This is a genomic window from Rhodococcus sp. IEGM 1318 (assembly GCF_033142465.1).
Taxonomy (GTDB): domain Bacteria; phylum Actinomycetota; class Actinomycetes; order Mycobacteriales; family Mycobacteriaceae; genus Rhodococcus_F; species Rhodococcus_F qingshengii_B.
Map to the genome: position 1 here is coordinate 42,176 of NZ_JAWLSC010000009.1, position 13,862 is coordinate 56,037.

Genomic DNA, 13,862 nt, shown 5'->3' on the forward strand with positions numbered 1-13,862 from the left:
CGAGGACGTGAGGGCTGGCTGGAACTGCGGATTGCGTCAGGCGTCGGTGGTCTCTAGTAGCGTCGATTCGTGAGCGATTGGCAAGCGGAAGACAGTGCGGTGGCGGAAGACGGTCTCTTCGAGGCAACACCGGAAGAGCCCGAGATCGTCGACGAACCAGATGTCGTGTCGGTAGCCGAGCGTGCCTTGTCCTCGGTGCCGCCCGGTGCTCCTCTGGCTGTCCGCATGCGCCCGCTCACCCTTGGTGAGGTTGTCGGGCAACAGCACTTGCTCGGGCCCGGTGCGCCACTGCGCAGAATGGTCGAGGGATCCGGCGCCGCATCGGTACTTCTGTACGGACCTCCCGGCACCGGCAAGACCACGCTTGCTTCGTTGATCTCGGGTGCAACGGGCCGCCGGTTCGAGGCCTTGTCTGCCCTGTCCGCGGGTGTGAAGGAAGTCCGCGGTGTCATCGAACTCGCGCGTCGTCGCCTGCTGAACGGCGAACAGACCGTTTTGTTCATCGACGAGGTTCATCGTTTCTCCAAAACCCAGCAGGACGCCTTGCTCGCCGCGGTCGAGAACCGGATCGTTCTCTTGGTCGGCGCGACAACCGAGAACCCGTCGTTCTCGGTCGTCTCCGCGCTGTTGTCGCGCTCGTTGGTCCTGCAACTGCAATCGCTCACCGCTGCCGATGTCCAGGAATTGCTCGAGCGTGCGGTCGCGGACGAGCGAGGGTTCGGGGGAGCGATCACGATCGACGACGACGCGATGGAACATCTCGTCCGTCTGGCTTCCGGTGATGCACGCCGAGCCCTGACGGCACTCGAGGCCGCTGCCGGGGCTGCACTGGACACGGCCGGTGACGTGCCTGGTCCGGTGGTGCTCGACCTCGCGACCGTCGAGGCCAGCGTCGACAAGGCTGCGGTTCGGTACGACCGTGCCGGAGATCAGCACTACGACGTCATCAGTGCCTTCATCAAAAGCATTCGCGGCTCCGACGTCGACGCCGCTCTGCACTACCTCGCACGGATGCTGACCGCGGGCGAAGACCCTCGATTCATTGCACGGCGTCTGGTCGTTCACGCCAGCGAAGACATCGGCATGGCCGATCCGACGGCTCTGCAGACTGCTACCGCCGCCGCGCAGGCAGTGCAGCTGATCGGCATGCCCGAGGCGCGTCTTGCTCTGGCACAAGCCACCATTCATCTGGCGACAGCCCCCAAATCGGGTGCGGTCATCGCCGCTCTCGGCGCTGCCATGGCCGATGTGGCCGCCGGAAGATCCGGGCTCGTGCCGCCGCATCTGCGTGACGGGCACTACAAGGGCGCCGAGCAGTTGGGCAACGCAGTCGGTTACAAGTACCCGCACGACACACGTGATGGTGTTCTGCGGCAACAGTATCCGCCGGACGATCTGGTGGGTGTCGACTACTACCAGCCCACCGCTCACGGCAACGAGCGAGAGATCGCCGATCGGGTGAGCAAACTCCGCCGAATAGTTCGTGGCTGACGCCTGCCAGGTTCCACCGGTCGACGCGTTAGTCTGGACACCCATAGCTCGACGCTCTTGAAGGTAAGGACCGGTTAGTGCAAACCCACGAGATCCGCAGGCGATTCCTCGACCACTTCGTCAAGGCCGGCCACACCGAGGTGCCCAGCGCCTCGCTGATTCTCGACGACCCGAACCTTCTGTTCGTCAACGCGGGCATGGTTCCGTTCGTGCCGTTCTTCCTCGGGCAGCAGACGCCGTCCTACTCGCGCGCGACGTCCGTGCAGAAGTGCGTCCGCACCTTGGACATCGAAGAGGTCGGCATCACTACCCGCCACAACACCTTCTTCCAGATGGCGGGCAACTTCTCCTTCGGTGACTACTTCAAGAAGGAAGCCATCTCCCACGCCTGGCAGTTGCTGACAGGTTCGGTCGAGGACGGCGGATACGGCATCGATCCCACCCGGCTGTGGGCCACCGTCTACCTTGACGACGACGAAGCATTTGCGATCTGGCGCGACGAGGTCGGTCTGCCCGAAGAGCGCATCCAGCGCCGTGGCATGAAGGACAACTACTGGTCCATGGGCATCCCAGGACCCTGTGGCCCCTGCTCGGAGATCTTCTACGATCGCGGCTCCGAGTACGGCGTAGAAGGCGGCCCGGAAGCCGACGAGGACCGCTACATCGAGATCTGGAATCTCGTGTTCATGCAGAACGAGCGCGGCGAGGGCACCAACAAGGGTGACTACCCGATCCTCGGACCGTTGCCGAAGAAGAACATTGACACCGGCATGGGCGTCGAGCGCGTTGCGTTCCTCCTCCAGGGCGTCGAAAACGTCTACGAGACAGACCTTCTCCGCCCCGTCATCGACAAGGCCGCCGAACTGACCGGCAGCGTGTACGGGACCGATCACACTTCAGACGTCCGTTTCCGCGTCATCGCCGACCACGCACGCACCGCCGCGATGTTGATCGCCGACGGTGTGAACCCCGGCAACTACGGCCGCGGCTACGTCCTGCGCCGGTTGCTGCGTCGTATCGTGCGCTCAGCCAAACTGCTCGGCAGCGAGCAGCCCACCATGCGCGAGTTCATGATCGTCGTCCGCGACACGATGGCGCCCTCGTACCCGGTTCTGGAAACCGACTTCACGCGCATCGAGAACGTTGCCGTCGGCGAGGAGACCGCGTTCCTCAAGACGCTGGCTTCGGGTTCGGCACTCTTCGAGAATGCTGCCGAGTCGGTCAAGTCGTCCGGAAAGTCGGTCATCGCCGGCGATCAGGCGTTTGCACTGCACGACACCTACGGCTTCCCGATCGACCTCACGCTCGAAATGGCGTCCGAGGCCGGGCTCACCGTGGACGAAGACGGCTTCCGCACGCTCATGGCCGAGCAGCGCAAGCGCGCCAAGGACGACGCTCAAGCGCGTAAGCACGCGCATGCGGACCTGACGGTCTACAAGGAACTGATCGACCGAGGCGCCACCGAGTTCACCGGTTTCGACGAACTCGTCTCCGAGGCTCACGTCCTCGCGCTGATCGTCGACGGCGTCCGCGTGCCGGTGGCGAAGGCCGGCCAGGACGTCGAGGTCATCCTCGACCGAAGTCCGCTCTACGCAGAGTCCGGTGGACAGATCGCCGACATCGGTTCGCTCACCGCTCCGGGCCTCGAAGCAAAGGTCAACGACGTGCAGAAGATCGCCAAGAAGGTCTGGACGCACAAGGTGACGGTCAAGAAGGGCGAGATAACCGAGGGTGACGTCGTCCTCGCGCACGTCGACGCCGAGTGGCGCAAGGGCGCAACCCAGGGGCACTCCGGTACCCACATGGTGCACGCTGCGCTGCGTCAGGTGCTCGGCCCCAACGCCGTGCAGGCCGGCTCGCTCAACAAGCCGGGTTACCTCCGTTTCGACTTCTCCTGGCAGGGCGCGCTGTCCGAGTCCCAGAAGCAGGACATCGAAGCCCTCACCAACGAAGCCGTGGCGTCGAACTACGCGGTCAACACTTTTGTCACGGACCTCGACAAGGCCAAGTCGATGGGTGCGATGGCACTCTTCGGCGAGAACTACGGCGACGAGGTTCGTGTCGTCGAAATCGGCGGCCCGTTCTCGATGGAACTGTGCGGCGGTACTCACGTCGGAAGCTCCGCTCAGATCGGTCAGGTCACGCTGCTCGGTGAGCAGTCCGTCGGCTCCGGAATCCGACGCGTCGAGGCGTACGTCGGTTTGGATTCCTACCGCTACCTCGCCAAGGAGCGCGCGCTCCTGGCCGGACTGTCCTCCTCACTGAAGGTTCCTTCGGAAGAGGTGCCTGCTCGCGTCGAGGCGCTCGTCGAGCGACTCAAGGTGGCCGAGAAGGAACTCGAGCAGACCAAGGCCAAGGCTGTGCTGGCGTCGGCGGGCGAGTACGTCGCCAAGGCCAAGCGCATCGGCAGCGTCCTCGTCATCGCCGAACCCGCTCCTGCCGGAGTCGGTGGAAACGATCTGCGCAGCCTCGTCACGGACATCAAGGGTCGCCTCGGCTCCGAACCTGCCGTCGTAGCTCTCCTCGGTGACGTCGACGGCAAGGTTCCGTTTGTGGTCGCCTCGAGCAAGGCAGCGCAGGGTCTCGGTGTGAAGGCAGGCGAACTGGTCGCGTCGTTCGGACCCAAGATCGGCGGCCGCGGCGGCGGAAAGCCCGACATGGCCCAGGGCTCGGGTTCGGACTCCGCAGGAATCCCGGCGGCGCTCGATGCGATCCGGGACAGAGTCGGAGAGCTGGCGGGCGGCAGCTGACAGTGGTGGCTACGCAGCAGGGTCCCGATCGCCCCGGCATCGACGACCCTGGTCGCGGGCGGCGCATCGCCATCGACGTCGGCAGTGTTCGCATCGGCGTCGCGTCCAGCGACCCCGACGGCATCCTCGCTACACCGGTGGAAACGGTTCCACGCTCGAAGGAGCGTGGGCCCGACGCGCCGGATATCCGGCGCATTATCGACATCGTGTCCGAATACGAGGCCGTTGAGGTTATCGTCGGACTGCCACAGACGCTGCGCGGTGAGCAAGGTAAAGCCGCCGGTATCGCGACTGCATTCGCCAAACGACTGCAGCGGGCCGTCGAACCGATCCCGGTGAGACTGTCCGACGAACGACTGACGACTGTCACGGCTGCGCGCAATCTCCGCGAAAGCGGAGTGAAGGCACGCGGGCAGCGGCCGATGATCGATCAGGCTGCGGCGGTGGAAATCCTGCAAGGCTGGCTGGACGAGCGGAGTAGAGCTGTGAAACCAGGGGAGTCGTCGAAGGACGCTGCACTGGAGGGCGATCTGTGAACGGGCGGTGGGATGAGGGCGGCGGAAGCCGGCCCACCAGTTCGTTCGACTTCGACAACGACGAGACCATGGTCATGCGTGCGCTGCCGCAGAACATCGATCCGCCGCACATGTCGCGAGCCGAGGCACGCAAGCAACGCGAAGCGCGCAACAAGCGCGCCAAGCGAGGCAAGAAGGTCGGTGTTCTCGCCCTACTGGTGTTGGTGATCGCAGTCCTCGGTGTCGGTGCATACGGCGCTCTCTGGTACATGGATCGCAACAAGGCCGCGGAGGACTTCGCCGGCCCAGGAGGCGCACCCGTGGTCATCCAGATCAACAGTGGAGAAACCGCATCGGAAATCGGTGCGACGCTCGAGGCGAAAAACGTCGTCGCGAGTTCCGCTGCTTTCTACAACGCGGCGATCGCCAATCCGTCGGAGATCCAGAAGGTGCAACCCGGCTTCTACCAGGTGCCGGTGCAGAGTAGCGCCGCGAGCGCACTCGACGCCTTGGTTGCCCCGGACTCCCGCGTCGGCAGTGTTGTCATCGCCGAGGGACGTCAGCTGCACGACAGTTCGGACGCGCAGACGGGCTCGCTCAAGAAGGGCATCTACAACCTCATTTCCGAGGCGAGTTGTGTAGGCCCGGTTTCCGCTCAGAAATGTGTATCGACAGATGAATTGAACACTGCGGGAGCATCTTCCGATCTGGCTTCGCTCGGCGTCCCGGACTGGGCCATGTCTTCGGTCAAGAGCGTTCCGGACAAAGACCGTCAGCTGGAAGGTTTGATCGCGGCCAGCAGTTGGGATTTCGACCCGACTGCGACGCCCACCGAGATCTTGCGTGCGTTGGTCGAGGGCAGTGCCGCCAAGTACGAGGCCACCGGGATTCTGACAGCCGGAAGCGGCGTCGGTATGTCGCCGTACCAGTTGTTGGTGGCAGCGTCGTTGGTCGAGCGTGAGGCATTGCCCGGCGACATGGCCAAGGTTGCGCGAGTGATCGTCAACCGACTCGCAGTCGATCAGCCGTTGCAGTTCGACTCCACGGTCAACTACTCACTCGACACCACCGAGGTCGCCACCACGGATGCCGACCGTGAGCGCGTCACTCCGTGGAACACGTACGCGATGCCCGGCCTGCCCGCGACACCCATCGCTTCGCCGAGCATCGACGCTCTCAAGGCCGTGGAATCTCCGGCAGACGGTGACTGGTTGTACTTCGTCACGATAAACAAGGAAGGCCAGACACTCTTCACCAAGAGCTACGAAGAGCATCTCGCCAACATCGAACTGGCACAGCAAAGTGGGATTCTCGACAGTGGACGGTAGTACCGCGGCAACACTCGAGACGCCGCGCAAAGCAGCTGTTCTCGGAAGTCCGATCGCTCATTCGAAATCGCCGTTGCTGCATCTTGCGGCGTACGAGGCTCTGGGTCTTCGCGATTGGACCTACGAGCGGATCGAGTGCACCGGCGAGCAGTTGCCTGCCCTCGTGGACTCACTCGGCCCCGAATGGGTCGGCCTCTCCGTGACGATGCCCGGCAAGATCGCAGCACTCGAGTACGCCACCGAACGCACACCGCGGGCGGTGACCATCGGCTCGGCCAACACCTTGGTTCGCATCGACGGCGGTTGGCGTGCCGACTGCACGGACGTCGACGGAGTCAGTGGTGCGTTGATCGCCGGCGGTGTCGGCGATCTCAGCGGGACTTCGGCGGTAGTTGTCGGCGCGGGAGGCACCGCGCGGCCGGCACTGGTCGCGTTGGCCGACATGGGAGTTCGGGCAGTCACCGTGGTCGCACGTGATCCGGGACGCGCGTCCGGTGCCATCGAATGCGGTGGTGCTGTCGGGTTGGACATTGATCTGGTTGCGTTCGACGACGCACGGCTCGGTGGAATCTGCGCCGAATCCTCAGTCTTGGTCAGCACCGTTCCCGCAGATGCGGCAACGCCCTTTGCCCAGCAATTGGGGAAGGCGCGATTTGTCCTTGACGCGATTTACAACCCCTGGCCGACGCCACTCGCTTCGGCTGTCGAGGCGGCTGGTGGCACGGTGATCGGTGGCCTCGAGATGTTGCTCAATCAGGCCTTCGGACAGGTAGAGCAGTTCACGGGCAAGCCCGCTCCGCGAGAGGCGATGGCAGCCGCTATCGCCTAGCTTTGTTCACAGTGTTGAGGTAATCCACAAGGCGATTCGTAGTCTGCCGCTGGTGAACGCCGGACTCCAAGCTCGAAACCATGTGGACTTTGGTGGTCTTGGCAGGCGCTGGGGTAATCGCTGGGTTCGGTGCTCGGGCGATCGTCGACAGTTGGTTGCGGCGACACGGTTATCGACCAGCCGTGACTCGCTGTTGTGCGCCGCAGTGCGCTGTCGCACTAGGTTGGGTTGTCGTCGGCGCACTGACTACCACGGTGGCGCAACTGATCTCAGGTCTCGCCGTGGCGTGGTGGTGTGTCGCAATCTCGATTGTCGACCTGGCTGTGCGCCGGCTGCCCAACAGCTTCACGCTGCCGGGCTACGCAGTCGTGATGGTCTACGCGACGATGTCGGGAACGGTGTGGGTGGCCGCGGTGGGATCGGTATTGCTCGCCGGAATCCACCTCCTGGCGCACGTGATGTCGCCTGGTTCCATGGGTATCGGCGATGTGAAGCTCTCTCTTCCTCTGGGTGCTCTGACCGGATTGGTGGGCGCTGACGCCTGGCTGTGGTCGTTGGTGTCTGCGTCGGTGCTCACCGCAGCCCTGGGTATCGTGATCGAACTGCGAAAGCTGGAACGGCGACAGTCGGGACCGGTAGCCCACAATTCGCCCATTGCGCACGGACCCTCGATGTGCCTGGCAGCATGCGGTTCGATTGCGTTTGCCTGGTGGACGTGACGAGCGCAACATCCGCGGAAAGCCTGGCGTTATTGACCATTCAACGACGGACCGTGATCTGCAGGAAAGACGTAACCGTCGGTTTCATACAGGCGGGTATCGCAGGCGCGCAGTCCCAGTAGGCGGCGCGTCGGACTTGCCGAATGTCCACACCCTGACGTTGACTGAGGCTTCGGAAATGGGACAAAACGAATCTCGTTTCGCACTCGATTATCGGGGGAACCTATGCGCACAAGGCTTTTCGTCGCTGCGGCAGCCTGTTTGGCGGCTGTGGCTGCAGGGGCAGGCGTCGCCGGCGCCGCGCCTGCACCATCATCGGTGGCACTGGGCGGGGGCTCAGGAATCCTGCTGCCGGACGTGGATCACTCCGATCCGGAGCAAGTTGCTGCCTGCACACTGACCGCAGTCGGCTATGACAACGCCGGTTCGCTCGTGGCACTCACCGCCGGACACTGCGGAGTTGTCGGGGACCGGGTGTTCGCCGAATACCTACCCGAAGCCGGCCCCATCGGCCGATTCTCCTACTCGAGTCCGGTCTCGGACATTGCGGTGATCGATCTCGACGACTCCAAGGTAGCCCCGCTGCGTACCGTCGGCGGCACGACGATCAACGGTATCGGCGCTCCGCCGGCACCGGGCACGATCGTATGCAAGGAAGGCCGCTCGACCGGCAACACGTGCGGTATCACCTGGGGTTACGACTCCGTCTACGGTGAGATCGTCGAGCACACCTGCTCGATCCCCGGTGACTCCGGTGGACCACTCGTCGTCGGCGATCGCCTGGTGGGCTTGATCAGCAACGGCTTCCCGCCCTACTGCTTCGAGCCGCTTCCGCCGCCGTTCCACGCTCCCGACAACTCGGCGGACATCAACATCGGTTTGGCTGACATCAACGCCAACGGTGGAGGATTCCGCCTTCTCTAGACCCGCAAGTACTGCTGAGATGGCCCACACGCATCGTGCGTATGGGCCATCTGTGTTCACCGGGAGGGCCACTGTGACAACTGAGGTCCGCGACGTGGAAAGATGGTCGGCGTGCTGCGTTGGATAACTGCCGGAGAATCCCATGGTCCCGCCCTCGTCGCGATGCTCGAGGGCATGGTCGCGGGGGTCGAAGTGACCTCTGAGGCCATCTCGTCCGAACTTGCCCGTCGTCGACTCGGTTACGGCCGTGGCGCGCGGATGAAGTTCGAGGCCGACAAGGTCACGATCATCGGCGGTGTCCGCCACGGATTTACGCTCGGTGGCCCCGTGGCCATCGAAATCGGCAACACCGAGTGGCCCAAGTGGGAAACCATCATGTCCGCCGACCCGGTCGACCCGGACCTGCTCGCCGATCAGGCTCGCAATGCCCCGCTGACGCGCCCGCGTCCCGGACACGCCGATTACAGCGGCATGCTCAAGTACGGCTTCAACGACGCGCGTCCCGTCCTCGAGCGCGCCAGCGCTCGCGAGACCGCAGCTCGTGTAGCCGCCGGAACCGTCGCGCGGTCGTTCCTGCGTCAGGTATTCGGTGCCGAGGTTGTCTCACACGTCATTTCCATCGGTGCTTCCGAGCCTTACGTCGGTCCCGTGCCGGAGGGCAAGGATCTGGACGCGATCGACGCGAGCCCGGTTCGCGCGTTCGACAAGGCTGCCGAAGAGTCGATGATCGCCGAAATCGAATCGGCCAAGAAGGACGGCGACACCCTCGGCGGCGTCGTCGAGGTCGTCATCCACGGCCTGCCGGTCGGACTCGGTACTTTCGTCAGTGGCGCCGAGCGTCTCGATTCACGACTTGCCGCTGCCCTCATGGGAATTCAGGCCATCAAGGGTGTCGAGGTCGGTGACGGTTTCGAGACCGCGCGCCGTCGTGGCAGCGAGGCTCACGACGAAATCCGTCCGGGACCGGACGGCGTCGTGCGCTCCACGAACCGCGCAGGCGGAATCGAAGGTGGCATGACCAATGGTGAGGCTCTTAGAGTTCGCGCTGCGATGAAGCCGATCTCGACCGTTCCGCGCGCTCTGGCGACCGTCGACATGGAGAGCGGCGAGGAAGCGGTTGCCATCCACCAGCGCAGCGACGTGTGCGCGGTTCCGGCCGCCGGCGTCGTCGCCGAGTCGATGGTCGCGCTCGTCGTGGCTCAGGCCGCACTCGAAAAGTTCGGTGGTGATTCCATTGCTGAAACCACTGCCAACTACCGTCGTTACGCCGAGGGCATCGCAGCCCGACCGCCTCGATAGGACTCACGTATCGATGAAGCCGAAGGCTGTACTCATCGGTCCGCCCGGTGCCGGCAAATCGACCATCGGTCGACGCCTTGCGCAGGCCCTCGAACTCGAACTGGTCGATACGGACGCCGAGATCGAACGGACCACGGGTAGGACGATCCCGGAGATCTTCACCCACGACGGAGAGCCTCGGTTTCGTGAGATCGAGGAAGCGGTGGTTCGCGACGCGTTGCAGGCCACCGACGGAATCGTCTCGCTCGGCGGTGGTGCGATCCTCTCCGATCGCACCCGCGAGTTGCTTCAGGGACACACGGTCATCTACCTGGAGATCAGTGTCGCCGAAGGGCTTCGCCGCACGGGGGCGAACAATCATCGTCCGCTGCTGGCAGGCGGAGATCCCAAGGTCAAGTACCAGGAGCTGATGAGGCGGCGTCGTCCGCTGTACCGGCGATCGGCCACGATTCGGATTCGGACCGACGGCCGCAGTCCGGCGCGTGTCGTCGGGCAATTGGTGTCGAAACTTCAAGACAAATGAACAACCGGAGCGGAGTAGTGGAGCAGTGACCGAGCCCGTACGTGTAGAGGTGAAGACCGCAAGTCCCTACCCGGTCGTGATCGGCCGCGGCCTGCTCGGCGATCTTGTTGCCGAGTTCGACGGCGCGCGCACTGTCGCGATCTTCCATCAGCCGCCGCTGGCAGAGACCGCGGAGGCTGTACGGGCTGCGTTGGCGGAGAAGGGAATCGACGCTCACCGTATCGAAATTCCCGACGCCGAAGACGGTAAGGATCTTGCCGTCGCCGGCTTCTGCTGGGACGTACTCGGCCGGATCGGTCTGACTCGCAGCGACGCGATCATGAGCTTGGGCGGGGGAGCGGCGACCGACCTCACCGGCTTCGTGGCAGCCACCTGGATGCGCGGCGTCAAGGTTGTTCACGTCCCGACAACGTTGCTCGCGATGGTCGACGCAGCGGTGGGCGGCAAAACCGGAATCAACACCGAAGCGGGCAAGAACCTCGTCGGTTCGTTTCACGAACCCGGAGCGGTGTTCATCGATCTCGCGACACTCGAGACGGTGCCGCACAACGAGATCGTTGCCGGCATGGCCGAGGTCATCAAGACCGGATTCATCGCCGACCCGGTGATATTGGACCTGATCGAAGCCGATCCCAAGGCGGCTCTCGATCCGTCGGGAACTGTTCTGCCCGAGCTGATTCGGCGCTCCGTCGAGGTCAAGGCCAAGGTCGTGGCCGCGGATCTGCGCGAGTCGGATCTGCGCGAAATCCTGAACTACGGCCACACCCTCGGCCACGCGATCGAACGTCGTGAGCGGTACAAGTGGCGTCACGGTGCCGCTGTCTCGGTCGGTCTGGTCTTCGCTGCCGAACTCGGACGGCTCGCCGGTCGACTCGACGACGTCACCGCGGATCGTCACAAGTCGATCCTCGACCTCGTTGGTCTGCCGACGTCGTACGACGGTGACGCTTTCGGTGACCTTCTGAAGGGCATGCAGACCGACAAGAAGAACCGTGCCGGGCTGCTTCGTTTTGTGGTCCTCGACGGACTGGCCAAGCCGGGCCGCCTCGAAGGGCCGGATCCGAGCTTGTTGGTCGCGGCGTACTCCGCGATTGCACGCGATCCGAGACCGGCCGGCGGAACGGTCCTGTTGTGAGGATCAACGTCGTCAACGGACCCAATCTGGGGCGTCTCGGTAAGCGTCAGCCCGAGGTCTACGGGGCGACCACACACGACGATCTGATCGAATTGTGTGTCGCGGCGGGCAAGGATCTCGGCGTCGAGGTGGTCGTTCGTCAGAGCGATCACGAAGGTGATCTTCTCGGCTGGATCCACGACGCAGCAGACGCGGGGGAACCGGTGATTCTCAACGCCGGTGGCTTGACGCACACGTCGGTGGTCCTGCGCGATGCATGTGCCGAGCTGACCGCCGGACTGGTCGAGGTGCATATCTCGAACGTTCATGCGCGAGAAGAGTTTCGGCACCATTCCTACCTGAGTTCGATCGCGACCGGTGTGATCGTCGGACTCGGCGTCGCCGCGTATCCGCTGGCGATCAGGTTCCTCGCCGAGCGGGTCTGAACGAAGCGAAGTCGAAAGTACAGCCACACGAATGCGGCCCCGAGGAAAATTTCCTCGGGGCCGCATTTGGTTGTGTAGAGGGTGGCGTTACTGCTCGCGCTTGCCCAGATCGATCGCTGGGAAGACCGCGGTATCGGCGTCGGATTCCTCGACGGACATGGCGGCTCCGCTGTATGCGTGCTGCTCGGTGGGGGAGTCGTAGCCCTCGCTGACAGGCACTGGTTCGCGATGACGCTCGTGGGTCGGGGTCTGCGGAGCTGTTCCGTTCTTGCGCTGTTCACGGCTGACGAAGAAGCGTCCGACGGTGATGGCGACCATGGCGGGGACGAAGATGAGAAGGATCGTGAACGCCGCACCAGAGGTCACCTCGAAGAACAAGCCCTGCTGGGTCAGTTCGAGGGAGGGGACCAGGCTGAGTGCCCAGCTGGCAGCGCCGGCGACGAATCCGCCGACCAGCGCAGCCTTGAGCCACAGCATGGTCAGATCGGCGCCGTCTTCGGGTTCGGGGAAGTCTCGGCGGTCACGAATGCCGTCGATACCACCCCAGATCGCGGCGAAGACGATGACGATCAACAGGGACAGCCAGCGCAGGGTGGACCCCTGAAGCGGCCACTGTGCGATTGCTGCACCGAGCAACGCACGAAACACAACATGTATCAGGGCCATGCCGAGGCCACGTACCAACCACGCATTCATGGGTACAGCCTAACTAGAACCCATTACACCTTGTGGCCTAACCCACACTTATTGCTGTTACCGTGAGTTTCGAGTTGATCGGCAGGTCTGCGCGGGCGGTAGGTTCGAGGGATGCCGGTCGACTTCAGAACACGCCGTGAATCCCTCAGACGCCTCCTCGCGGAGCGCGAACTCGACGCGATTCTCGTCACAGATCTCCTCAACATCAGATACCTCACCGGATTCACCGGTTCGAATGCGGCGCTCGTCGTCAGTGCGTCCGATTCAGCGTCCGACGAACGCGCGACGGTGATCTGCACCGACGGTCGTTACGTGACGCAGGTGGCGGAGCAGGTGCCGGACCTTCGTGCCGATATCGCCCGTTCGAGTGCTGCGCACTTGATCGAGACGTCCGCGGTGCCCGTTCTCGCGTTCGAATCACATGTAGCGACATTCGCCGAACATCGGGCATGGACCGAGGCAGCGCCGAAGATCAGGTTCGAACCGGTGAGTGGCCTTGTCGAACAGTTGCGCATGGTCAAGGACGAGCACGAGGTGGAGTTGTTGCGCGCCGCCTGCACCGCAGCCGATGTCGCGTTGGCGCAGTTGATCGCTCGCGGTGGCTTGCGACCTGGCCGAACGGAACGAGAGGTCGGCCGCGAGCTGGAAAACCTGATGCTCGACAACGGCGCAGACGGTATTTCCTTCGAGACGATCGTGGCGGCCGGTGCCAACTCGGCAATTCCTCATCACCGGCCGACCGGCGCGATTCTTGCGTCGGGCGACTTCGTCAAACTCGACTTCGGAGCTCAGGTCGGCGGGTATCACTCGGACATGACCCGGACCTACGTGCTCGAGTCCGTTTCCGATTGGCAACGGGAGATTTACGAGCTCGTCGCGCGTTCGCAAGCTGCCGGTTGCGACGCCCTCGCTCCGGGTGTCGAATGTGCGGCCGTGGACGCCGCCGCCCGTGCGGTGATCGACGATGGAGGCTATGGCGAGTTGTTCCTGCACGGCCTCGGCCACGGTGTCGGCCTCGAAATCCACGAAGCACCGGGAATCGGCAAGCTCGGCACCGGTACACTTCTTTCCGGCGCGGCGGTGACCGTCGAGCCGGGCGTGTACTTCTCCGGGCGCGGAGGTGTACGGATCGAGGACACGCTCGTTGTTCGTGAGCAGGGGCCAGAGCTGCTCACACTGACCGCAAAAGACCTTACCGTCGTCTGAGACGGTTTCCCGACCCCTAGGA

13 protein-coding genes are annotated in these 13,862 nt (G+C 63.8%); 12 read left to right on the plus strand and 1 reads right to left on the minus strand.

What is annotated here, in order from left to right; all coding sequences use genetic code 11:
• Positions 1-69: 69 nt before the first annotated feature.
• The 11 genes from R4P65_RS20825 (at position 70) to aroQ (ending at position 11,938) form a co-directional block, all read left to right on the plus strand.
• On the plus strand, positions 70-1,491 hold the full coding sequence (locus tag R4P65_RS20825; RefSeq protein WP_411742569.1) for a replication-associated recombination protein A: 1,422 nt from the start codon (positions 70-72) through the stop codon (positions 1,489-1,491).
• A 77-nt stretch (positions 1,492-1,568) separates the two neighbouring features.
• Complete coding sequence (alaS, locus tag R4P65_RS20830; protein ID WP_317827961.1) at positions 1,569-4,241, plus strand: alanine--tRNA ligase; 2,673 nt, start codon at positions 1,569-1,571, stop codon at positions 4,239-4,241.
• 2 nt (positions 4,242-4,243) lie between these two features.
• Complete coding sequence (ruvX, locus tag R4P65_RS20835; RefSeq protein ID WP_230815526.1) at positions 4,244-4,777, plus strand: Holliday junction resolvase RuvX; 534 nt, start codon at positions 4,244-4,246, stop codon at positions 4,775-4,777.
• Complete coding sequence (gene mltG / locus R4P65_RS20840; protein WP_317827962.1) at positions 4,774-6,084, plus strand: endolytic transglycosylase MltG; 1,311 nt, start codon at positions 4,774-4,776, stop codon at positions 6,082-6,084. The genes ruvX and mltG overlap by 4 nt, the downstream gene beginning before the upstream one ends.
• Positions 6,074-6,913: a shikimate dehydrogenase gene (locus R4P65_RS20845; RefSeq protein ID WP_317827963.1), complete on the plus strand. Its 840-nt coding sequence runs from the start codon at positions 6,074-6,076 to the stop codon at positions 6,911-6,913. Before mltG ends, R4P65_RS20845 begins: the two co-directional genes overlap by 11 nt.
• Positions 6,914-6,993: 80 nt before the next feature.
• The gene (locus R4P65_RS20850) at positions 6,994-7,632 is read left to right on the plus strand and encodes an A24 family peptidase (protein ID WP_317827964.1); all 639 of its coding nucleotides are present in this window, start codon (positions 6,994-6,996) and stop codon (positions 7,630-7,632) included.
• A gap of 225 nt (positions 7,633-7,857) precedes the next feature.
• Positions 7,858-8,556: a S1 family peptidase gene (locus tag R4P65_RS20855; protein WP_230815530.1), complete on the plus strand. Its 699-nt coding sequence runs from the start codon at positions 7,858-7,860 to the stop codon at positions 8,554-8,556.
• A 111-nt stretch (positions 8,557-8,667) separates the two neighbouring features.
• Positions 8,668-9,855 carry a chorismate synthase gene (aroC, locus tag R4P65_RS20860; protein WP_214886552.1) on the plus strand — a complete coding sequence of 396 codons (1,188 nt, stop codon included), beginning with the start codon at positions 8,668-8,670 and terminating at the stop codon, positions 9,853-9,855.
• Positions 9,856-9,868: 13 nt separating this feature from the next.
• Positions 9,869-10,378, plus strand: a complete 510-nt coding sequence (locus tag R4P65_RS20865) for a shikimate kinase (protein WP_230815531.1) — start codon at positions 9,869-9,871, stop codon at positions 10,376-10,378.
• Positions 10,379-10,403: 25 nt separating this feature from the next.
• Positions 10,404-11,513, plus strand: a complete 1,110-nt coding sequence (gene aroB / locus R4P65_RS20870) for a 3-dehydroquinate synthase (RefSeq protein WP_230815532.1) — start codon at positions 10,404-10,406, stop codon at positions 11,511-11,513.
• On the plus strand, positions 11,510-11,938 hold the full coding sequence (aroQ, locus tag R4P65_RS20875) for a type II 3-dehydroquinate dehydratase (RefSeq protein ID WP_317827965.1): 429 nt from the start codon (positions 11,510-11,512) through the stop codon (positions 11,936-11,938). The genes aroB and aroQ overlap by 4 nt, the downstream gene beginning before the upstream one ends.
• An 87-nt stretch (positions 11,939-12,025) precedes the next feature.
• Here the strand turns inward: aroQ and R4P65_RS20880 are convergent, their stop codons facing one another.
• Positions 12,026-12,634, minus strand: a complete 609-nt coding sequence (locus R4P65_RS20880; RefSeq protein WP_230815534.1) for a B-4DMT family transporter — start codon at positions 12,632-12,634, stop codon at positions 12,026-12,028.
• Between the two features lie 111 nt (positions 12,635-12,745).
• Here R4P65_RS20880 and R4P65_RS20885 point away from each other — a divergent pair, with 111 nt between their 5' ends.
• The gene (locus tag R4P65_RS20885; protein ID WP_317827966.1) at positions 12,746-13,840 is read left to right on the plus strand and encodes a Xaa-Pro peptidase family protein; all 1,095 of its coding nucleotides are present in this window, start codon (positions 12,746-12,748) and stop codon (positions 13,838-13,840) included.
• Positions 13,841-13,862 lie beyond the last annotated feature (22 nt).

What these genes read in the sequence shown, in the direction of transcription:
- R4P65_RS20880 (WP_230815534.1), bottom strand. Translation starts at nt 12,634, where the DNA reads ATGAATGCGTGGTTGGTACGTGGCCTCGGCATGGCCCTGATACATGTT.
- R4P65_RS20855 (WP_230815530.1), top strand. Translation starts at nt 7,858, where the DNA reads ATGCGCACAAGGCTTTTCGTCGCTGCGGCAGCCTGTTTGGCGGCTGTG.
- R4P65_RS20850 (WP_317827964.1), top strand. Translation starts at nt 6,994, where the DNA reads ATGTGGACTTTGGTGGTCTTGGCAGGCGCTGGGGTAATCGCTGGGTTC.
- R4P65_RS20885 (WP_317827966.1), top strand. Translation starts at nt 12,746, where the DNA reads ATGCCGGTCGACTTCAGAACACGCCGTGAATCCCTCAGACGCCTCCTC.
- R4P65_RS20865 (WP_230815531.1), top strand. Translation starts at nt 9,869, where the DNA reads ATGAAGCCGAAGGCTGTACTCATCGGTCCGCCCGGTGCCGGCAAATCG.